The following is a 21208-nucleotide window of genomic DNA, read 5'->3' as shown; positions in this document are numbered from 1 at the left end:
GTCCCCCGTCACGCTGTCCATCGCCGCCTCCATCACGCCCGCTCCTCCGCCCAATCGGCCATCGCTCCGATGAAGCGCCGGAGATGCGGACGGATCCGCGCGGCGCGCGCCTCGTCGAAGGCGAAGGGCGCATCCTCCTCCATGTAGGTCACCTGCGCCATCTCGAGCTGCACGGCGTGCCAGCCCTCGGCCGGGCGCCCGAAATGGCGGGTGATGTGGCCGCCCTTGAAGCGCCCGTTGAGGACATGGGTGAAGCCGTCGGCCCCGGCATCCGCGCCGACCGCGACCAGCCGCTCGCTCAGCACGGGATCGGCGCTGCGCCCGTCGTTGGTGCCGATGTTCAGGTCGGGCAGCCGCCCCTCGAACAGCCGCGGCACGACGGAGCGGATGGAATGGGCGTCGAACAGGACCGCCCGCCCGAACTGGTCGCGCAGCCGGGTCATCTCCGCGGTGATGGCGTCGTGGTAGGGCGCCCAGTAGCGGGTGACCCGCTCCGCCACCTCCGCTGCGTTCGGTTCGGCGCCCGGCTGGTACAGCGGCGCCCCGTCGAACAGGGTCGTCGGGCAAAGGCCCGTGGTGGCGCCGCTGTAGAGCGGCGTGTCGTTGCTGGGGCGGTTCAGATCGACGACGTAGCGCGAGAAGCGCGCCTGGATCACCCCGACTCCAAGATCCTCCAGGAAGTCGTAGAGCCGCGGCAGGTGCCAGTCCGTGTCGGGCAGGCCCTGCGCCTCCGGCACCAACCTGCCGATGAATCCGTCCGGCAGCGCCGTGCCGACATGGGGCAGGCTGACCAGCACCGGACGGCGCGCGGCGCGAAACCCGAAAACGTCCATATCCTCTCTCCCGTGCGACAAGTGTTTTGTCAGCAAAACTTTCTGCGTCCCTGTTCGGTCGCCCCCGGCTTCCGCGACGTTCGCGTTACGTGGCCGCAACACCAGCGTTGCCATAGGGCGTCCGACATGCTCCAGTATGACAAACGGCGTTGACGCGACTGTTTTCCCTGGGCAACATATGTTTTATAGGCAAAACATGGCGCTGCCAAGCCGCTCGCTGCGCAAGGGGGTTCCCCGGCGTCCGAAACTGGCAACGCAGGCGCAACGAACAGGGAAATTCCGACCCATGAAGTCCTTTGGTAAGTTTCTCGCCGCCGCCTCCTTCGCCGCCGCCGCGGTCGTCACGATGGTCGGCGCCGGGTCCGTCCCGGCCCGCGCCGAGGACGCGGTGATCGCTTCGATCAAGCAGAACGGCACCTTCCGCGTTGGCGTGGACGCCACCTTCGCGCCCTTCGAATTCTCGCAGGACGGCAAGAAGACCGGCTTCGACATCGAGCTGGTCGAGGCCATCGCCAAGGAACTGGGCGCCACCAAGGGCGTCGAGTGGGTGGACATCGACTTCAAGGGCCTGATCCCCGGCCTCATGGCCAACCGCTTCGACATGATCGCCTCGGCCATGTACATCACGGAGGAGCGCCGCAAGGTCGTCGCCTTCTCCGACACCTACTATCCGGGCGGCCTCGTCATCATGGTCAAGGCGAACAACACCGCCGTGAAGGGCCCGGCCGACCTCGAAGGCAAGACCGCCGCCGTGCAGATCGGCACCAAGTCGGTCGTCCATCTGAAGGAGCATTTCCCGAAGACGAAGATCGTCGAGGTTGAGACCAACGCCGAGATGTTCGGGCAGGTCGAGACCGGCCGCACCGACGTCGCGGTGACCGGCAAGCCCGCCGCCAAGCTCTACGCCCAGACGCATCCGAGCGTGAAGGTGCTGGACGACCAGCTCACCACCGAGGATTACGGCTTCGCCATGCGCAAGGACAACATCGAGCTGGTGACCAAGGTGAACGCGGCCATCACCAAGCTGAAGGCCGACGGCACCTATCAGAAGCTCATCGACAAGTGGTTCGAAGCCAAGAAGTGATCGATATTTTTGTGAACGGAGGACCCCTCCCGTGACGCTCGACTTCGCCCCCGTCTGGGGAGGGTTGCCGGAGCTGCTGAAGGGCACCGTGGTCACCATCGAGGTGACCGCGGCGGCCTTCCTGCTCAGCGCCGTGCTTGGCCTGCTCGTCGGCATCATCCGCCTCAACCCGGCGCGGCGCGTGCTGTACGGCATCGCGTCGGCCTATGTCGCCTTCATCCGCGGCACGCCGCTGCTGGTGCAGCTGTTCCTGCTGTTCTTCGGCCTGCCGCAGTTCGGCATCCTGCTGCCGGCGATGCTGTGCGGCGTGATCGGGCTCGGCATCTACAGCGGCTCCTATGTGTCGGAGGTGGTGCGCGGCGCCATCCAGTCGATCGACCGCGGCCAGATGGAGGCCGCCCGCTCGCTTGGCATGTCCTACCGCGAGGCGATGTGGGAGGTGGTCCTGCCCCAGGCCTTCCGCCGCATGCTGCCGCCGCTGGGCAACGAGACCATCGCGTTGATCAAGAACTCGGCGCTGGTGTCGCTGCTGACCATCGACGACGTGATGCGCGAAGGGCAGCGGATCATCTCCACCAGCTTCCGCGCGCTGGAGGTCTACATCGCGGTGGCGCTGATCTATTTCGTGCTGACCAACGCGGCCACCTGGATCCTGCGCCAGATCGAAAAGCGCATGACCGTGGAAAGAGGGTAAGCCGGTGATCGAGATCCGCAACGTCTACAAGAGCTTCGGCAGCACCGAGGTGCTGAAGGACGTCAGCCTGACCGTGCCGCCGTCGCGCACCACCGTGGTCATCGGCCCCTCGGGTTCGGGCAAGAGCACGCTGCTGCGCTGCTGCAACTGCCTGGAGACCGCCGACCGCGGCGAGATCCGCATCAACCACCGCACCATCATCGCCGACGGCAAGCCGCTGCCCGACAAGGAGCTGAACGCGCTGCGCGCCGAGACCGGCATGGTCTTCCAGTCCTTCAACCTGTTCCCGCACATGACCACGGTGGAGAACGTCATGCGCGCCCCCGTCGTGGTGCGCGGCATGGCCAAGGCCGAGGCGCGGGAACTGGCGATGGAGCTGCTGCGCAAGGTCGGGCTGGGCGACAAGGCCGACGTCTATCCGTCCACCCTGTCGGGCGGGCAGAAGCAGCGCGCCGCCATCGCCCGCGCGCTCGCCATGAAGCCGAAGGTGATGCTGTTCGACGAGCCGACCTCTGCTCTCGACCCCGAACTGGTCGGCGAGGTGCTCCAGGTCATGAAGACGCTGGCCGAGGAAGGCATGACCATGATGGTGGTGACCCACGAGATGGGCTTCGCCCGCGAGGTCGCCGACACCGTGGTCGTCATGGCCGACGGGCGCATCGTCGAGTCCGGTTCGCCGGAGCAGATCTTCACCAGCCCGACCCAGGAGCGCACCCGCGGCTTCCTGCGCGCGCTGGTGGACGGCCATCTCGCCGGCGCCCGCCCGCAGCCGGCGGCCGACGACCCGCTGGACGCCCTGCCCGGCAACCACTGACCCTCCGCCCATCTTGCCCCACACCCAACGGGCGCCCGCCTCGCCGATGACGGTGCTGGCTGCGCTGATCCTCGGCGTCTGCGTCATCCAGGTCGCCAACGGCATCTTGCAGATCCTGCTGCCGCTCCGCCTCGCCGACGCCACTGCCCCGCCGCTGGTCGTCGGGGCAGTGGCGTCGGCCTATTCGGTCGGCTTCGTGCTGGGCTGCTGGGCGGCCCCATGGATGATCCGCCGGGTGGGCGGGGTGTGGTCCTTCGCCGCCTTCGGGCTGCTCGCCGCCGCCGCCACGCTGCTGCTGAACCTGCTGCCCGACGCCCAGGCCTGGGTGGGGCTGCGGCTGCTGATGGGGGTGTCCTATGTCGGGATGCTCACCGTCGCGGAAAGCGGGCTGGCCGCCTTGTCTCCGCCGGGTTCGCGGGGCAGCGTCTTCTCCCTCTACATGATCGCCTGCAAGGTGGCGGTGATCGGCGGCCAGATGCTGCTCGCCAGCCCGAACCTGTCGGCCCTGTGGCTGACCGTTCTGGCGGCGGGCTGCTACGGCCTGTCGCTGGTTCCGGTGGCGGCGGTCCGCCCGCCGGCCAGCGCCGCGCCGAAGGGGCCGGCGCCGTCGCCCTGGCAGTATGTGCGGCGGGCGCCGGTGGCCTTCGCCGGTTGTCTGATGGTCGGCCTGTGCAACACCGCGGTCACCGGCATCGGCCCGGCCTGGCTCGCCGGGCTGGCCCTGCCCGCCGCCGGGGTGGCGCTGATCATGTCGGGCATCCAGGTGGGCAGCGTGGTGCTGCAATGGCCGATCGGCCGCGTCTCCGACCGACACGACCGGCGGCTGGTGATCTTCGCGGTGTCCGCCGTGGCGACCGTCGCCGCCTTCCTGATTGCCGCCTTCGCCAACCCGCCCGGCGGGGCGGCGCCGCAGACCGTCCTGCTCGGCCTGTTCACCCTGTGGGGCAGCGCCGCCCTGTCGCTCTACGCGATCTGCGTGGCCCACGCCAACGACCATGTGACGGTGGAGGAGACGGTGCCTCTGGCGAGCGCGCTCCTGCTCGCCTGGGCGTTGGGGGCCGCCCTCGGCCCGCTGCTGGCGACGGCGGCCATGGAATGGTTCGGGCATGACGCGCTGTTCGTCTATGTCGGGGTGGTGTCGGGCGGGCTGACCCTGTTCGCCGGCCTGCGCCGTCTCATCAGCGGCCCTTTCCGCCCCGAGCCGTAAAGGGGCCGTAAGGCTTGGCCGAGGGCGGCCGGGCGGGCTACTGTGTCCCGCCCAGCAGCCCCCCTCCCCGCGCTCCATGCCCAGCACCACCGACACACCGACCGACGAGCAGTTCCGGGCGATCCAGGCCATCGACGCCTGGTACGCCGACCCCGCGGCCCCCCAGATGTTCTGGCTGGCCGGCGAGGCCGGGACCGGCAAGACCAAGACCACCGTCTTCGCGCTGGACCATCTCCAGGACCGCCGCAACCTGGAGAATTTCGTGGTCGGCGCGCCCACCGGCAAGGCCGCACAGGTGCTGCGCCGCAAGGGCATCGACCGGGCGGCGACGCTGCATTCGCTGATCTACGCGCCCCGGCAGGACGACGACACCGGCGAGCTGTTCTTCGCCCGCAAGTCGGAGGGCAAGTTCGCCGAGGCCGACCTGATCGTCTGCGACGAGGGCTCGATGGTCGGGGACGATGTGGCGGGCGACTTGCTGCGCTCCGGCAAGAAGATCCTGATGATCGCCGACGACTACCAGCTCCCTCCGGTGACCGGCCAGGGCACGCTGACCAAGGGCGAGCCGGATTTCCGGCTGGTCGAGCCGCACCGCACGGCGCGGGAGAGCCCGGTGATCCGGCTCGCCCATCTGTTGCGTCGGCAGGAGCTGCCGCGCCGCTTCGGCACCGCCGGGAACGCCCATGTGCTGCCGCTGAACCGGGTGACCGAGCCGCTGGCCCTGCGGGTGGACACCCAGACCATCTGCGGCACCCACCGTGTGCGCACCGATTTCACCCGGCGCATCCGTGCGCGTCACGGCTTCGACACGGTGATGCCCCAGGCGGGCGAGCGGGTGATCTGCCGCCGCAACGACCGCGAGGAGGGGCTGTTCAACGGCATGATCGGCACGCTGACCCGCCCGGCGGCCGAGGGGCGGGGCCGCCAGGACGGGCTGTGGTCGCTCGGCATCCATATGGAGGACGAGGTGAAGCCCCGCAGCAAGCTGATGGTCCATCCCTGGATGTTCCAGGCCCACTACAGCGGCGAGACCAAGGCGCCGCGGGTGGAGCGCGACGTGCAGCAGTTCGATTGGGCCTGGATGATCACCTGTCATTCCGCCCAGGGGTCGGAGTTCCCCTCCGTCACCGTGCTCGACGATTCCGCCGCCTTCCGCGAGCACAAATGGCGCTGGCTCTACACCGCCGTCACCCGCTCGCAGGATGAGCTGTTCCTGCTGCTGCGCAACGCCGATCTCGGTGGGAACTGGCGGATGCCGGACCTCGACGCGTGACGGAGTAAAGTAAACCCTCTCCCCTCCGGGGAGAGGTTGGCCCGCAGGGCCGGTGAGGGGGTTGCGCTACTGCCGGACGTACCGCCAAGCGCAACCCCCTCACCCTGACCCTCTCCCCAGAGGGGAGAGGGGATTTCAAAGGGGATCCATGACTCACGCCGCTGCGGCCACCCGCTCCAGCTTGGCGGGGAGGCCCTGGCGCACCGCCGTTCCGGCGATGGGATCGACCCAGACCGAGGCGCCCGGACGTGTCGGGTCGTGCAGGCCCAGGTCGTTGATGTTCACCCCGGCCCCGATCTCCGGCACCACCGGCTGGCTGTGGCCGCCGATGACGTGCGGCCGCGCGCCGAACTCCTTGTGGCCGAAGCCGTGCTCGACGGCCAGTACGCCGGGCATCACGCCGTGCCGGACGATGGCGGTCGCCAGCTCCGACCCGCCCGGCGTGGCGATGCGGATGCGGTCGCCGGTGGCGATGCCCAGCCGCCGCGCGTCCTCCGCGTTGATGCCCACCGGATTCTCCGGGTGCAGGTGGCGCAGACGGCTCGCCGCGATGGTGTAGGCGCTGACCAGCACCGATTTCGAGCTGATGAGCTGGAAGGGCCAGTCCTCCGCCGTGTGGACCTGCCGCATCGGCGTGCCGTCGGCGAAGGCCGGGGGCGTCCAGGTGGCGGTGCCGGTCCAGCGCTTGCCGGTGACGCTGCTCTTGGCCGCGCCGACCGCCTCGTTGTAGACCAGCAGCCCGTCCTTGAAGCGGTGGGTGGCCCTGTCGCCCTCGAAGCCCTCCGCCTGGTTCTGGTAGCGCCCGCCGCGCGCCAGGATGAAGGCGACCTTGCGCCACTCCTCCTCCTTCAACACCGACTGGAGCGCCGGCAGGACGCGGGCGACGCCGGACAGGGCGATGTCCTCGTCGGTGGCGTCGGGCACCGGCTGCTTGCCCAGCCACGCGATGTTGGCGCCACCGCGCAGGTACCAATCCTCGGGCCGTTCCAGCGGGTGGGTGTTGCCGTCCATGTCGGCGATGGCGTCCGGGCCGAAGCCGGGCAGGCCCAGCCGCTTCGCCAGCGCGATCAGGAACGTCTCCATCTGGACGTGCCGACCCTCCGGCAGCGGCTCGGTGCGCGGCGTCACCACCGGCCAGCGCGCCGTTGAGGTCTTGGTCGGCACGCCCGCCCAGGGGGACGCCCAGCCCCAGGTCTCGTACAGCACGGTGTCCGGGATGATGTAGTCGGCGAAGGCCGTGGATTCGTTGATGAAGGGGTCGATGGCGACGATCAGCGGCAGCGCCTTCGGGTTGCGCAGCTTCGCCTCCACCTGGGCGCGGACGCCGGGGATGCCGTAGACCGGGTTGCTGTTCCACAGGAACAGGGCCTTCAGCGGGTACGGGTAGCCGTCCACCACGCCGCTGGTCAGATACTCGGTGGTGAGCTGCGGGGCGTTGGGGTACCAGGGCGCCTTGGCCGGATAGGGTTTGCCCGCCTCCTTCTTCGCCTTGAACTCGCTGGATTTCTCATAGGGTACGGGGCGGCTGATGGCCGTGCCGGAGGGCTTTACCTGCCCGGGGAAGCTCGCCAGCTTGTAGCGCGGGCCGTCCTGCTCATCCGGGAAGCGCCCGCCGCCGAAAATGGTGCCGCCCTTCCAGTTCAGGTTGCCGATCAGCGTGTTCAGGGTCACCACGCCGAAGGCGTTGTAGAAGCCGTTGCCGGCCATCATGCCGCCGTGGGTGTTGGCGGCGGCCTTCTTGCCGTGGCTGGTGAACTCCCGTGCCAGACCGGCGATGACGTCGGCGGGGATGCCGCAGGCGTCGGCGTAGCCGGCGAGGTCGAGCCGCATCGCCTGCTCGCGCAGCAGGGTCAGGCTGGTCTTCACCGCCACCTCGCCCGCCGGGGTCGCCACCGTCCCCTCATGGAACAGCGCGGCCGGTCCCAGCAGCGCGTCGTGGGGCACCGGAGTCCCGCTGGGGTCGAGCACGACGAAGGCGTCCTTGGCGCCGTAGCGCTCCTTCTCGTCCAGCGTCACCCAGCCGAGGTCGGAGGCGCGCAGCATCCGCCCGTCGCGCGGGTGGCCCGCCTGCTGGATCGCCAGATGGGTGGCGTTGCACCAGCCGGCCTCGCCTGCCGCCTCCGCCGCCTTGCCGTTGGGCTGGGAGAGATAGTTGGCGTCGATGCGCCCGTTCTCGAACATCCAGCGCATCATGCCCATGACCAGGGCGCCGTCGGTGCCCGGCCGGATGGGAATCCAGTTGGACCGCTCCGCCGCCGCGCGGTTGTCGGCGTTGGTCAGGACCGGATCGACGACGACGTAGTTCAGAACGCCGTCCGTCCGCCCCTTGGCGAGCAGCATGGCCTGCCGCTTGAACGGGTTGCCGGCGTTCGACGGGGCGGTGCCGATGAACAGCACGAACTCGGCGTTCTGCAGGTCCGGCTTGGCGTGCGGCATCTTCTTGGCGTCGCCGAACACCGCCCCCGAACCGGAGCGGTAGGCGCCGCCGCAGTAGGAGCCGTGGCCGACGAAGTTGATCGTCCCCAGCGCCTGATTGAAGAAGCGCCGCACGAAGGGTTCCCGCCCGTCGTTGACCGACGACAGCAGGGCCACCTGATTGACCTTCGGCCCCAGTTCGGGGGCGGCCGGATCGATGGGCGTCTTCAGGTCGCGCAGCGCCCGCAGGCCGGGCACCGGGCCTTCGCCGAACAGGTCGCCGCCTTCCGCGATCTCCTCGACCAGCCGGTCGAAGGCGATCGGTTCCCATTGGCTGGAGCCGCGCGGGCCGACCCGCTTCATCGGCGTGGCGACGCGGAAGGGCGAGGTCAGCATCTCCAGCGCCGCGTTGCCCCGGCCGCAGGCGGTCGAGCGGCCCTTCAGCCCCTTTTCGTCCAGCCGCGACAAGGATTTGAAGCTGTCCCTGATCGGCGTGCCGTAGGGCAGGAAGGGATCGGTGGACAGCGGGCTGTAGGGGTTGCCGGCGACGCGCAGCACCTTGTTCTTCTCCACGTCCACCCGGACGCGGACGCCGCACAGGGTGGTGCAGCCGAGGCAGGCGACGTTGGCGACGATCTGGCCCGGCGTCGGGGTGAGGTCGCCGGTCGCCGGATCGACGCGGAATTCCGGGGCCGGGGCGTTGCCGGAGATGGCGTGGTCGGGTTTGTCCCCGGCCCAGGCGCCCTTCACGAGCTTGCGCCCGGTGTCGGAGAAGCCACCCGCGAAGGCGGCGAGGGCGCCGCCCGCGGCGCTGGTCTTCAGGAGAAGGCGACGGGAAATCGACATGATGGTTGCTCCGTTCACTCGGCGGCGGCCACGGTTCCGGCGGGCGCATGGGGGGCGCGGGCCGGAGCGGGCGCCGGGCGGCGCGGGGAAGGCAGGATGGCGGTGAGGACGATCAGCAGGAACAGCCAGAGTCCCGCCGTGCCGACGATCCCCAGCAGCCCCTCCGGACCGGCGGGCAGCGCGTAGTCGTAGAAGCCGGCGCCGGTCTTCGGCACGGTCTGGCCGCCGATGAACACGGTCCAGCGGAACATCCAGGCGCCGTGCAGGGCGATCAGTCCGGTCAGCAGCCCCGTCCCGGCCGGCTTGGCGACGGCGATGGCGAAGGGCAGCGCGGTGGCGGCGACGGCCCAGACGGCGGTGACGCGCCACGCCTCCGACCCGGCGACGCTGCCCAGCGCCTCAGCGTGGGTGGCGTCCAGCCCGAACAGGCCCAGCGCAAGCCACAGCGCGCCGACCAGCATGACCCCGCCCAGGACGCCGGCGAGCAGCCGGTTCGCCCGCACCTCCACCGCGCGGTCGTTGCCGGCGGCGAAGCGGTTCAGCAGCAGCACCAGACCGGCGGCGCCGGCCAGCGCGGTCAGCAGGAATTGCACGGGCAGGAACGGCGTGTGCCACAGCGGGCGCGCCTTGACCACCGCGACCTCCGCCCCGGTGTAGAGGGCGACGAGAAGCGCGCCCACCAGGGCGAACAGGCCGGCGGCGCGGATCAGCGCGTCGTTGCGCCCGCCGCCCAGCGACGCCAGCCGGTAGACTGCGGCCAAGCGGCTGTCCACCCGGCCGTGCGCCTGCAACTCCTCGCGGAAGCACGCCCAGCCATAGACCAGCAGGCCGGTGACGTAGAGGGGGATGAAGATCGACCCCCACCACATCCAGGAGGTCGGACGCAGCACGACGTAGAAGTGCCAGAAGCGGCCGGGCTGGTGGAGGTCCGACAGCAGCGCCACCGGAGCGGCCAGCCCGCAGGTCAGCGCCACCAGCAGGGCGGTGCGGCCAAGCGCGCGCCAGTCCTCCCGGGCGAAGGCGTAGCCGGGCAGGCTGAGCAGCAGGCCGCCGACCGACAGGCCGATCAGGAAGAAATACTGCACGGCCCAGGGAAGCCACGCGATCTCGCGGGTCACGTTGATGACCTCGACGATGTGGTTGTCCATCACGCGTGCTCCTTCTCGGCGTGGGCCTGGGTGTGGGTCTCGCTGCTGGGCCGCCAGAGCGTCGGCGTGCCGTCGACCTTCCCTTGGAAGCGGGGATCGAGGCCGAGGTAGAAGACGCGCGGCTGGGTCCCCTGCTCCGGCTTCAGCACCTTGGGGTTCTCCTCGCGGACCAGGGTGGCGACGGCGCTGTCCGGATCGTTCAGGTCACCGAAGATGCGGGCGCCGCCGACGCAGGTCTCCACGCAGGCGGGCAGCAGCCCGGCCTCCACGCGGTGGACGCAGAAGGTGCATTTGTCGGCGGTCTGGGTCTCGTGGTTGATGAAGCGCGCGTCGTAGGGGCAGGCCTGGACGCAGTAGGCGCAGCCGACGCAGACGGTGTTGTCCACCACGACGATGCCGTCCCGGCGCTGGAAGGTTGCGCCGGTTGGGCAGACGGGGATGCAGGGTGGGTCCTCGCAGTGGTTGCACAGGCGCGGCAGCATGTAGCTGCCGGCCTTGCCCTGCTCGGTCACCTCGTAGGTGGAGACGATGGTGCGGAAGCTGTTTTCCGGAACGTCGTTCTCCATGATGCAGGCGACCGTGCAGGCTTGGCAGCCCACGCATTTGCGCACGTCCACCACCATCGCCCAGCGGTGCGCCGGATCGCCGTCGCGGCGGAGCGGTGCAGCGCCGGGGGCTGCGGCGGCGGGCATCGCGGCCACCGTCGCGGCGCCGATGGTCGCGGCGCCGGCGCCGAGGCAGAAGTTGCGCCTTGATCGGTCCATGGCTGGCCTCTTCGCACCTGATTCCTTCGGCCGCGACGAACCGCGGCCCTATGGTGCGAAGGGTACCGGCGCCCTGCCCCACTCCCATTGGGGGCATCCCTACACTTCTTAGGGTAAACCCCAGTGACGACATGCCGCAGGGGCTGGTCGGTCAAGACAATCGCGTTTGACCTTCATAGCCCTCTCCCCTCTGGGGAGAGGGTGGCCCGGAGGGCCGGTGAGGGGGATGTGCGTGGCGATACGTCCGGCACAAGCGCAACCCCCTCACCCTAACCCTCTCCCCGCTTTCGGCGGACCAGAGGTCCGCCTGTCGCGTCAGCGCAAACTTCGTTTGCGCGTGAGCGGAGGGGAGAGGGGATTTCAAATGCGATCAGCCTTTGAGGACGTCAGCCACCGCGCGGGCCACGCCGGCGTGGGTGGCGTCCCGTTCCTTGAAGGTGTCGGCCGTCTCGGTCAGGTAGCTGGTGATCAGCAGGGGCGCCCTGCCCTCCGGCCAGACGATGCCGATGTCGTTGGCCGTCCCGCGCACGCCGGTGCCGGTCTTGTCGCCGACGCGCCAGCCCTTCGGCAGGCCGGCGCGCAGGCGCTTGTCACCGGTCCGGTTGGCGACCATCCAGGCGATGAGTCGCTCGCGCGACGCCGGGGTCAGTGCGTCGCCCAGCATCAGCCGCTCCATGCTGTGGACCATCGCCGCGGGCGTGGTGGTGTCGCGGGGGTCGCCGGGAATGGCGCTGTTCAGCGACGGCTCGTTGCGGTCCAGCCGGGTTTTCCGGTCGCCCAGCGTGCGCAGGAAGGCGGTCAGCCCGGCGGGGTCGCCCACCGCCGGCAGCAGCAGGTTCGCCGCCACATTGTCGCTGAGCGTCATCGTCGCCTCGCACAGTTCGGCCACCGTGGGGGGCGGGCCGCCGAGGCGGGTTTCGGCGAAGGGGGCGTAGGGGACCATGTCCGCCTTGGTCACCGGGATCGTCCGATCCAGCCGCTCGCGTCCCTCATCCACCCGCTTCAGGACGGCGCCAGCCAAAAGAAATTTGAAGGTGCTGCACATCGGGAAGCGCTCGTCCGCGCGATGCCCGAAGCACTGCCCGGTGCCGGTGTCGAGCACCGCCACGCCGAGCCGCCCGCCGCTGCGCTTTTCCAGCGCGGCGATCGCGTCGGCCAGCTGCTTGTCCCCGAATTTCCTGGGTTTCTCCGCCCTCACGCCGGTCGCCGCCAGCACCGTCATGCCGCCCGCCGCGGCCAGGAAAGCCCGCCGTCCGATCATCGTGTCCTCGTCTCATGCCGTGTCGATGGGCGGACGATAAAAAGCTCCCGGCGTCGGAACAAACGATGATAGTTTTCACAAGCCACAAGAAAAACTAATAGCTGTCCATGGCCCGCCCCCAGCTTCCGCTCAACGCGCTGCGCGCCTTCGAGGCGTCGGCCCGCCATCTCAGCTTCACCCGCGCCGGGCTGGAGCTGTGCGTCAGCCAGGCGGCGGTCAGCCAGCAGATCCGCACGCTGGAGGCACGGCTGGGCGTCACCCTGTTCCGCCGCCTGCCGCGCGGCCTTGCCCTGACCGACGAGGGGGCGGCGCTGGTGCCGGTGCTGATGGACGCCTTCGAGCGCATCGGCGCGACGCTCGACCGCTTCGCCGACGGGCGTTACCACGAGGTGCTGACGGTCGGGGTGGTGGGGACCTTCGCCACGGGCTGGCTGCTGCCGCGCCTGCCGGCCTTCACCGCGGCGAACCCGGCGGTCGACCTGCGCATCCTGACCAACAACAACCGGGTCGATCTGGCCGGTGAGGGGCTGGACTTCGCCATCCGTTTCGGCGACGGCTCCTGGCACGGGGTGGAGGCGGTGCCGCTGCTCGACGCCCCGCTGACCCCGCTCTGCGCTCCGGCGCTGGCGCAGCGGCTGTCCGCCCCGGCCGACCTCGCGCGGGAGGTGCTGCTGCGCTCCTACCGGGTCGAGGAATGGCAGCGCTGGTTCGCGCTGGCCGGGGTGCCCTGCCCGGCCATCCGCGGTCCGGTCTTCGACTCCTCCCCCACCATCGCCGCCGCCGCGGCGATGGGCGCCGGGGTGGCGCTGCTGCCGGCGCGGCTGTTCGGGCACGATCTCGTCACCGACCGGCTGGTCCGCCCCTTCGCCATTGAGGTGCAGGCGGGCCGCTACTGGCTGACCCGCCTGCACTCCCGTCCCGAGACGGCGGCGATGCAGAGCTTCCGCCACTGGATCGCCGCCGCCGTCCGCATGGACGATTAGGCCGGCGCCTCAGGCGGGAGTCGGGGCCTGCTCCGGCAGGACGCCCGCCTGCTTCAACTCACGCCAGAAGTCCGCCGGGATCGGCTGCTTCATCAGCGCCACGTTCTCCTGCACGCGCGGCGGGTTCTTGGTGCCCGGAATGACCGAGGCGACGACCGGGTGCGCCGCGCAGAATTGCAGCGCCGCCGCCCGCAGGTCCACGCCGTGCCGCTTGGCGATCTCGGCCAGACGGTCGCGCGCCGCCACCTTGTCCGGCGGAGCCTCCTGGTACTCGAAATTCCTGCCCCCGGCGATCAGGCCGGAGTTGTAGGGGCCGCCGACCACGACATGGACGCCGCGTTCCTGGCAGCGCGGGAACAGCGTGTCCAGCGCCGGCTGGTTCAGCAGGCTGTAGCGCCCGGCCAGCAGGAAGACGTCGGGATCGGCGCGCTCCAGCGCCATCACGCAGGGCTCCACCCGGTTGACGCCCAGCCCCCAGCCGCGGATCACGCCCTCTTCGCGGAGCTGGGTCAGCGCCACGGCGGCGCCCTTCATGGCGGTGTCGAACACCTCCAGCCAGCGGTCGCCGTGGGCGTCCTCCGCGCAGTCGTGGATGTAGGCGATGTCGATGCGCGCCATGCCCAGCCGCTGCAGACTGTCCTCGATGGAACGGCGGACCCCGTCGGCGGTGTAGTCGTAGTCCACCCGGAAGGGCAGCCCCTTCACGAAGGGGCCGTGCTGGCCGCCCTTGCTGGCGTCGGCGCGCAGCAGGCGCCCAACCTTGGTGGACAGGACGAACTCGTCGCGCGGACGGTTGCGCAGGACATGGCCGAACCGGTGCTCCGAGATGCCGGGGCCGTATTCCGGCGCCGTGTCGAAATAGCGGATGCCGGCGTCCCAGGCGGCGGCCAGCGTGGCCTCCGCGACGTCGTCCGGCACCTCCTCGAACATGTTGCCGAGCGGAGCGCCACCAAACCCGATGGGTCCGGGCGGAGCGAAATGCTTGCTGTCCGGCATGACCGACCTCTCGTTGTTCCGTGCGTGTGCGGGATTCCAGTCTGCGCTCTGGCGGCGCTTCCCTCAACATGGGGCCTCAACATCGGCCCTCAACATCGGGACGGTTCCGGCGTTCCGATTCGCAGCTTGCCGGCGCGGGCGTGGCGATTTGCGACGCGGATGGGAGCGCGTTGGCAAATTGCAACGGTTGGGAAGGAACAACCGCGCAGCCCGCTCGGGATTTTTGCTGGGTGGAACAGCAATTGCGCGGGGATTGGGAGTTGGTACGGAATTTGAGAATGATTTGATCCGGTGCGGGCAACCGACGCCGAACAAAAAATACCCCAGGCAGGAAATCCCATCATGACCACCTCCCTTCGTGCTTTCGCCAACTTGCGCACCGCAACCAAGGTCTACACCGGCTTCGGGGTCACGCTGGCCCTGCTGGTCACGCTGGGGGCGGTTTCCTGGAGCGGCCTTCGGTCCAACGATGCGGCGCTGCGCAGCTACGCGGCGCAATCCGACGTCACGGTGACGCTGGGAGAGGCCGATACCGCGCTGTCCGACGCGCTGGGGGCGGCAGCGGAGTTTCTCGTTTCCGGCACGGACGGTGCTGCCAATCGCTTCCGCGCGACAGCCGGGGACTTCCGCCGGCAGTTGGACAAGGCGGCCCCCGGCATCCGCGACGGCGCCGACCGTCAAGCGGTGGAGGAGATCCGCGGGCTGGAACGGGACTTCCTGACCGGCTTCGACCGGCTGGTCGCCCTGCGCACCGAACGGGACGGCATCGTCGCGGAGGTCGTGAACAAGCTGGGGGCCGACATCCGTCGGACGTTGAGCGATCTGGTGACGGCCGAACGGCAGACCGGCAATCTGGACCGCACCGTTCAGGCCGCGGGTGTCAGTGAGCAGTATCTGCTGGTGCGCGTTCTGGTCGCCCGCTTCGTGACCGAGACGAAGCCCGAGGATCTGGTCCGCATCCGCCAGGATCTGGCGGCGGTGGCCGCCGACGTCGAAGACGAAGCCAAGGGCTGGGCCGATTCCCCGGGTGCTGCCAAGCGCTCCGAGCTGCTTGCCAAGCTGCCGCGCTACACCGCCGGCATCGAGCGCATCGCCGCCATCGCCGAGGAGATGACGCGCGTCAACGCCGACACGCTGACCCGCGCCGGGGCCCAGATCAATGGGAAGATCGGGTCGATCCGCCAGCACTCCACTGAGGTCCTGAAGGGGCTGGAGGTCAGCGCCGCCGCCGCGGTGACCGCCGCCGAGCGGCAAGGCGCCGCGGTGACCGCCGCCGCGGTGGCGCTGGGCCTGCTGCTGGCCTGGATGATCTCGCGGGCGATCACCCGTCCGCTCGGCGCCATCACCGGGGCGATGGGCCGGCTGGCCGAGGGCGACCGTACGGTGCAGGTGGACGAGGGGTGGCGAAAGGACGAGATCGGGGCGCTGGCCCGTGCGCTCCAGGTCTTCAAGGCGAACGCCGAGGAGATGGAGCGCATGCGCAAGGCCCAGGAGGAGGCCGAACGCCAAGCCGCCGAGCAGCGCCGCGCCACCATGATCCGCATGGCCGACACCTTCGAGGCGACCGTCCAGGGCATCGTCGAGGCGGTGGCGAGCGCCGCCGGCGGCATGAACAACGCCGCCAGCACCCTGTCCGGCACCGCGGCGGACGCCAGCGAGCGCTCGCTGCTGGTTGCCTCCGCCTCCGAGGAGGCCTCGGCCAACGTGCAGACCGTCGCCAGCGCGACGGAGGAGCTGTCGGCCTCGATCGCCGAGATCGGTCAGCAGGTGGAGATCTCCACCCGCATCGCCGGTCAGGCGGTGACGGATGCGGAGGGGGCCGACCGCACCATGCGCGCCCTGGTCACCGCCGCCGAGCAGATCGGGCAGGTGGTGGAGATCATCAGCGGCATCGCCGCCCAGACGAACCTGCTGGCGCTGAACGCGACCATCGAGGCGGCGCGTGCCGGCGAGGCCGGCAAGGGCTTCGCCGTGGTGGCGGGCGAGGTGAAGGCGCTGGCCAACCAGACCGCCAAGGCGACCGACGAGATCCAGTCGAAGGTGCAGGAGATCCAGCAGACGACCGGCGGCGCGCAGAAGGCCATCGGCAGCATCGGACAGACCATCGGCCGGATGAGCGAGATCGCCACCACCATCGCCGCCGCCATCGAGGAGCAGGCCGCCGCCACCCGCGAGATCGCCAGCAGCGTGTCCCAGGCCGCCCAGGGGACGGAGGAGGTGTCGCGCAACATCGCCGGCGTCAGCACGGCGGTGTCGGAGACCGGCAGTGCCGCCAGCCATGTCCATGGCACGTCGGAGGAGCTGGCCGCCGAGGCCGAGCGCCTGCGCAGCGAGGTGCGCAGTTTCATCGCCACCGTCCGGGCCGCCTGATCCGGCGGGATGAGGGGATCACCGCTTGTTCCGGTTCCCCTCCGCCGGAAGGGTGGTAGGCTGAGCCGAGGCGCCTGAGAGTCGGGCGTCTCGGTTGGATGCTTCGATTGAGCGGCCGGGATGGTCGGTCATGGCGAAACGGATCTTCCCAAGGACCGCCTCCGGCTTCGTCCGGCGCTTTGTCGGACTGGCCGGAGGCTACTGGTCGGGGCGGGAGCGCTGGTCGGTGTGGCTGCTGGCGGTGGCCCTGCTGGCCCTGACGGTGGCGCAGGTGTCCGTCCCGGTCATGATGAATTTGTGGAGCCAGCGCCTGTTCGACGCGCTGGAGCAGCGGGCGCTGGAGCGTTTGCCGGTGATGGCCGCGGCGGCCGGCGGCATCCTGCTTTACAACATCGCCGTCACCGTGGCGCATTTGTGGGTGAAGCGGCGCCTCCAGTTCGGCTGGCGGGCGTGGCTGACCCGGCGGCTGGTCGGCGAATGGGTGTCGGACGGGCGGGAACAGGCCCTCCCCTCCCGTCCCGGCGATCACGACAATCCGGACGGGCGCATCGCCGAGGACGTCCGCATCGTCACCGAACTCGCCGTCGATCTCGGCCATTCGCTGACCTATTGCCTGCTGCTTTTGGTGAGTTTCGCCAGCATCCTATGGCAACTTTCCGGGGTGGTGCCTGTCGCGTTCGGCGGCGTGAGCCTTGCGGTGCCCGGCCATTTGCTTGTCCTCGCCTTGGCTTTTGCCGCCGCCGGGACCGCCGCGGCCGTCGCCGTCGCCCGGCCGCTGGTCCGCGCGGCGGAGCGCCGGCAGGGGCTGGAAGCGGATTTCCGTTTCGGGCTGGCGCGGGTTCGCGAGAACGCTTCGGTCATCGCCCGGCAGCGCGGCGAGGCCGTGGAGCGCGGCCGCATATCCTTGCTGTTCGACGGGGTGCGCCGCGGCTGGGAGCGGCAGACCGGCGCGCTGGTCCGCGTGATGGCCTTCGGCGCGTCCTATTCGGTGCTGTCCGCGGTCTTTCCCATTCTGGTGGTGGCGCCCCGCTACGCCGCGGGAGTCATCACGCTGGGGGTGATGATGCAGACCGCGCAGGCTTTCCAGCAAGCCGTCGCGGCGTTGTCCTGGCCCATCGACAATCTGGCGACCGTCGCCCAGTGGACGGCGTCGGTCGAGCGCGTGCTGGGGCTGAAAGAGGCGTTGGACGGGATCGCCCCCTTGCCCCCGGTCAAGGCGCCCGCCCCCGGCTTCCGGTCCGATGGCGGCAACACCGCGCGGAAACGGTGAGGCGATCCGGCACTTTCCGTTTGACCTCAACTTAGCTTGAGGTTCTATCCTGCCGCCGCACGCCGAAACCTTGGGAGGGACCGGGCCGAATGCACCGCGAGATACGGCTCCTGCTGCGCCGCTGGAAAATCACTCTGCTGAAGAAACGCGAAAACCGCCGCCGCCTTGCCCTGTTCAGGCCCATCCTGCCCGGTGCGAACTTGAAGGACCGGCTGATCGCCTGCTGCGGCGCCATGCTCGGCCTCGCCGCGACCGGCCTGCTGTGCCACAACCTGCTGACCCACATCACCAGCGTGCCGGCCCTGGTGGCGCCGATGGGGGCATCGGCGGTCCTGCTGTTCGCGGTGCCGGCCAGCCCGCTGGCCCAGCCCTGGTCGATCATTGGCGGCAACACCCTGTCGGCGCTGGTCGGGGTGATGGTGGCGGCGCTGATCCCCGATCCGATGCTGGCCGGTGGCGTGGCGGTGGCGCTGGCGATCGCGACCATGTCGATGACGCGCTGCCTGCACCCGCCGGGCGGCGCCGCCGCGCTGACCGCGGTGATCGGCGGCCCGGTGATCGCGGCGTCGGGGATGCAGTTCGTGTTCTATCCGGTGGCCGTCAACTCCATCCTGCTGGTGCTGGCGGGCTGGACGTTCCATCGCTTCTCCGGCCATTCCTACCCGCACCGGGCGCCACCCAAGCCGGCCAACAGCCACGGCACCGCCGATCCCCCCGCCCAAACGCGCGCCGGCCTGACCGCCGACGACCTGGACGAGGCGATCCGCGAGTTGGGAGAGGCGCTGGACGTCAACCGCGACGACCTGAGCGCCCTTCTGGAGAAGGCAGAGCTTCACGCCATGGAGCGGATGCACGGCGGGATCACCTGCGGCGACATCATGTCCCGCGACGTGGTGACGGTGAGCGCGGAGGCCCATCCCGAGGTGGCCCGCGCCCTCTTGATTGAGCACAGCTTCCGCACCCTGCCGGTGGTCGATCGGCGCAACGTGGTGGTCGGTCTGGTCGGATACCAGCATCTGGTCGGGAACGCCGCGACGGTGGCCGCTGTGATGGCCCCGCCGGTGACCGCCGGGTCGGAAACCCCGGCCTTCCTCCTGCTCGGCCCGCTGTCGGACGGGCGCACGCACGAGGTCGCCATCGTGGATGGAAGCGGCGGGCTGCTGGGCGTGGTGACCCAGACAGACCTGCTCCTGGTGATGGCCCGCACGAACCTGCTGCAGTCGTTGGACAGCGCCCGGAGTCCGGCCGCGCCAGTGGCCTTGGCGAGCAACTAAACCATATTGGACGTCAGCGCTCCGCGAGAAAATTTTCTCGCGGAGCCGGTTCTTCTCACTCCCCTCCCCTGCCCTTCCCGGCAATCGGACCGGCGTTCAGGATCGCGTCGATATCATCGCGGATCGCGCGGAGCGTCTCGCGGTCGATGTCCGCCAAGGCCAAGCCCTGCTCACGGACGCTGGCGACGGTCTGGCGCGCCCCGAACACCGCCTTGGCCAGCGGCTTCGGCAGGGCGCTGCCGGTCGGCACCGCGTTTCCGCGGGGCTTCGCCGCCGTGGCCGCCGGAGCCTCCTCGTCGGCGGAGCGCCGGGCCATCTCATTGACCAGCGCGTCCCAGCCGCGCAGTTGGTCCCCCTCCCCTTTCAGCCGCGCGATCTCTACCAGCCGGTAGCGCGCCGGGCGGTGCAGCGGATACTCGTCGCGGATGCGTTGCGGCAGGCGGCTGATAAGGAGCGCGCGGGAAATGTCCACCCGGTCCTTGCCGACGATCCGCCCGACATCCTCCTGCCGGTAGCCGTGGCGCTCCATCAGCCGGGCGTAGGCGTCACCCTCCTCGAAGGGCGACAGGTCAGCGCGGACGACGTTCTCGATCAGCGCCAACTCGTCCGACGCGCCGGTGACGGTGACAGCGTAGATGGTCGGGTGGCCGAGCGCCCGAACGGCGCGGAAGCGCCGCTCCCCGAAGACGAGCTGGAAGCGGCCGTCGCCCAATTGCTGCACGCCGACCGGTTGGGCCAGCCCATGTTGGGCTATGGAGGATTTCAGCGCCTCCATGTCCGCCTCGTCGAAATGGCGGCGCGGCTGGTCGGGGTTGGTGACGATGCGGCCGACGTCGATCTCTACGACGACCGGGCCGCGGCGGTTGAAGCCCTGCCCGTCCTCGCGGGCTTGGCGCTCCGCCGCCGCGGTGGTCAGCACGCCGGTGTTCGTCCGGGCCAGTTTACGCGACATGGGCCATCACCTCCGGCATACGGGCACGTTCCTGGATCAGCGCGTCGGCGACGGCCTGATAGACTTCGTAGCCCGGCGCGTCCGGCACCGCCTCCAGCGCGGCGCGCCCGGCGGCCACCGCCTGGGCGTAGACGGTCGCCCGCGGGATCGGGCCGAAGACGCGCAGCTTCGTGCCGAACAGGTTGCGGATGTCGTCGAGCGACGCCTGGTCCTGGGTCAGCCTTGCGTTGAACATCGTCGGCAGGATGCCGAGAACGCTGACCCCCGGGTTGGCCCGGCGGCGGATCATGTCCAGGTTCTCCAGCAGGAATTCCACACCCGCGACGCTCAGCATCTCGGTCTGGCAGGGGATGGCGACGGTGTTGGCGGCGGTCAACGCGTTGCGCGCCAGCATGCCGAAATGCGGCGGGGTGTCGACGAAGATGAAATCGTAGCTCTGCCGTGCCCCGCCATCCAGGCATTCACGAAGCGCGCAGTCCCCGGAGGACTGGCTTTGCAACTCCGCCTCCGCGTCGCCCAGCCGCATGCCGCTGGGGATCACGTCCAGCCCGCTGTCGGTGGTGACGATGTAGTCGCCGAGGTCGAAGTGTTTCCCCCGCGATTTCAGCGCCTCCACGGACGCCTTCAGCGCGTAGTAGAGGGTTTTCTCCTCCCGCTCGCGCTCGATGGAGTTGATGCCGAGATGGATGGTGGCGTTGGCCTGCGGGTCCGCGTCGATCAGCAGGACCTTGAAGTGCCGGGCGAGCAGGGTGGCGGTGTTGACGGTGAAGGCCGTCTTGCCCACACCGCCCTTGCGGTTGGCCGCCGCACAGATCAGCGCCGGACCATGCTGCGTCACCGTTCCGATCTTCTCCTGCAGCAGCAGGGAAATGACCGGGGCCGGGATCTTCTCGCTGCCGTTCTCCCAACGCGAGATCTTCGCCTTGTCGTATTTCCGGCCGAGCTTTTCGTTCAGCCAAGCCGCGAAATCCGGCTGGTTCAGCGTTCGGCCTTCCCGGAACGCCTTGATGTCCTCGCCGCGCAT

Annotated in this window: 17 protein-coding genes; 9 read left to right on the top strand and 8 right to left on the bottom strand. The window is 69.8% G+C overall.

Annotation, left to right across the window (positions count from 1 at the left end; all coding sequences use genetic code 11):
• Positions 1 to 32: 32 nt before the first annotated feature.
• Entirely contained in the window at positions 33 to 833 is an 801-nt protein-coding gene (gene hutG / locus ABAZ39_RS22730) for an N-formylglutamate deformylase (RefSeq protein ID WP_040136029.1), read from the bottom strand.
• A 286-nt stretch (positions 834 to 1119) separates the two neighbouring features.
• Here hutG and ABAZ39_RS22725 point away from each other — a divergent pair, with 286 nt between their 5' ends.
• The 5 genes from ABAZ39_RS22725 (at position 1120) to ABAZ39_RS22705 (ending at position 5905) form a co-directional block, all read left to right on the top strand.
• Positions 1120 to 1917, top strand: a complete 798-nt coding sequence (locus ABAZ39_RS22725) for a glutamine ABC transporter substrate-binding protein (protein WP_040136027.1) — start codon at positions 1120 to 1122, stop codon at positions 1915 to 1917.
• Positions 1918 to 1948: 31 nt separating this feature from the next.
• Positions 1949 to 2611, top strand: coding sequence for an amino acid ABC transporter permease (locus ABAZ39_RS22720; RefSeq protein WP_014241975.1), 663 nt, complete (start codon positions 1949 to 1951; stop codon positions 2609 to 2611).
• A gap of 4 nt (positions 2612 to 2615) precedes the next feature.
• A complete protein-coding gene (locus ABAZ39_RS22715; protein WP_040136025.1) occupies positions 2616 to 3425 on the top strand; it encodes an amino acid ABC transporter ATP-binding protein in 810 nt (269 codons plus the stop codon).
• Between the two features lie 46 nt (positions 3426 to 3471).
• A complete protein-coding gene (locus ABAZ39_RS33305) occupies positions 3472 to 4632 on the top strand; it encodes an MFS transporter (protein WP_051658421.1) in 1161 nt (386 codons plus the stop codon).
• A gap of 76 nt (positions 4633 to 4708) precedes the next feature.
• A complete protein-coding gene (locus tag ABAZ39_RS22705) occupies positions 4709 to 5905 on the top strand; it encodes an ATP-dependent DNA helicase (protein WP_040136023.1) in 1197 nt (398 codons plus the stop codon).
• Positions 5906 to 6058: 153 nt separating this feature from the next.
• Here the strand turns inward: ABAZ39_RS22705 and ABAZ39_RS22700 are convergent, their stop codons facing one another.
• From ABAZ39_RS22700 to bla, 4 genes are all read right to left on the bottom strand, one after another.
• A complete protein-coding gene (locus ABAZ39_RS22700; protein WP_040136020.1) occupies positions 6059 to 9166 on the bottom strand; it encodes a molybdopterin dinucleotide binding domain-containing protein in 3108 nt (1035 codons plus the stop codon).
• A gap of 14 nt (positions 9167 to 9180) precedes the next feature.
• A complete protein-coding gene (gene nrfD / locus ABAZ39_RS22695) occupies positions 9181 to 10314 on the bottom strand; it encodes an NrfD/PsrC family molybdoenzyme membrane anchor subunit (RefSeq protein ID WP_040136018.1) in 1134 nt (377 codons plus the stop codon).
• Positions 10314 to 11078: a sulfate reduction electron transfer complex DsrMKJOP subunit DsrO gene (gene dsrO, locus ABAZ39_RS22690; protein ID WP_040136016.1), complete on the bottom strand. Its 765-nt coding sequence runs from the start codon at positions 11076 to 11078 to the stop codon at positions 10314 to 10316. Before dsrO ends, nrfD begins: the two co-directional genes overlap by 1 nt.
• A gap of 370 nt (positions 11079 to 11448) precedes the next feature.
• A complete protein-coding gene (gene bla, locus ABAZ39_RS22685; RefSeq protein ID WP_040136014.1) occupies positions 11449 to 12339 on the bottom strand; it encodes a class A beta-lactamase in 891 nt (296 codons plus the stop codon).
• A 107-nt stretch (positions 12340 to 12446) separates the two neighbouring features.
• On the opposite strand from bla, the gene ABAZ39_RS22680 reads away from it, so the two are divergent.
• Positions 12447 to 13322: a LysR family transcriptional regulator gene (locus ABAZ39_RS22680; RefSeq protein ID WP_040136012.1), complete on the top strand. Its 876-nt coding sequence runs from the start codon at positions 12447 to 12449 to the stop codon at positions 13320 to 13322.
• A gap of 9 nt (positions 13323 to 13331) precedes the next feature.
• On the opposite strand, the gene ABAZ39_RS22675 is transcribed toward ABAZ39_RS22680, so the two are convergent.
• On the bottom strand, positions 13332 to 14318 hold the full coding sequence (locus ABAZ39_RS22675; protein ID WP_051658420.1) for an aldo/keto reductase: 987 nt from the start codon (positions 14316 to 14318) through the stop codon (positions 13332 to 13334).
• A 342-nt stretch (positions 14319 to 14660) separates the two neighbouring features.
• On the opposite strand from ABAZ39_RS22675, the gene ABAZ39_RS22670 reads away from it, so the two are divergent.
• The 3 genes from ABAZ39_RS22670 to ABAZ39_RS22660 all read left to right on the top strand — a co-directional run bounded on the left by ABAZ39_RS22670 (position 14661) and on the right by ABAZ39_RS22660 (position 19232).
• Positions 14661 to 16688: a methyl-accepting chemotaxis protein gene (locus tag ABAZ39_RS22670; RefSeq protein WP_040136010.1), complete on the top strand. Its 2028-nt coding sequence runs from the start codon at positions 14661 to 14663 to the stop codon at positions 16686 to 16688.
• A gap of 130 nt (positions 16689 to 16818) precedes the next feature.
• Positions 16819 to 17958: an SbmA/BacA-like family transporter gene (locus ABAZ39_RS22665; protein ID WP_051658419.1), complete on the top strand. Its 1140-nt coding sequence runs from the start codon at positions 16819 to 16821 to the stop codon at positions 17956 to 17958.
• A gap of 89 nt (positions 17959 to 18047) precedes the next feature.
• Entirely contained in the window at positions 18048 to 19232 is a 1185-nt protein-coding gene (locus ABAZ39_RS22660; protein ID WP_063922709.1) for an HPP family protein, read from the top strand.
• Between the two features lie 55 nt (positions 19233 to 19287).
• Here the strand turns inward: ABAZ39_RS22660 and ABAZ39_RS22655 are convergent, their stop codons facing one another.
• Both ABAZ39_RS22655 and ABAZ39_RS22650 read right to left on the bottom strand, forming a co-directional pair.
• Entirely contained in the window at positions 19288 to 20184 is an 897-nt protein-coding gene (locus ABAZ39_RS22655) for a ParB/RepB/Spo0J family partition protein (protein WP_051658418.1), read from the bottom strand.
• The gene (locus ABAZ39_RS22650) at positions 20174 to 21208 is read right to left on the bottom strand and encodes an AAA family ATPase (RefSeq protein WP_040136000.1); all 1035 of its coding nucleotides are present in this window, start codon (positions 21206 to 21208) and stop codon (positions 20174 to 20176) included. Before ABAZ39_RS22650 ends, ABAZ39_RS22655 begins: the two co-directional genes overlap by 11 nt.

The sequence above is a fragment of the Azospirillum argentinense genome, assembly GCF_000632475.1.
Taxonomy (GTDB): domain Bacteria; phylum Pseudomonadota; class Alphaproteobacteria; order Azospirillales; family Azospirillaceae; genus Azospirillum; species Azospirillum baldaniorum.
Note: the sequence above shows the minus strand (reverse complement) of the source record. Positions and strands in the feature narration are given on the sequence as shown.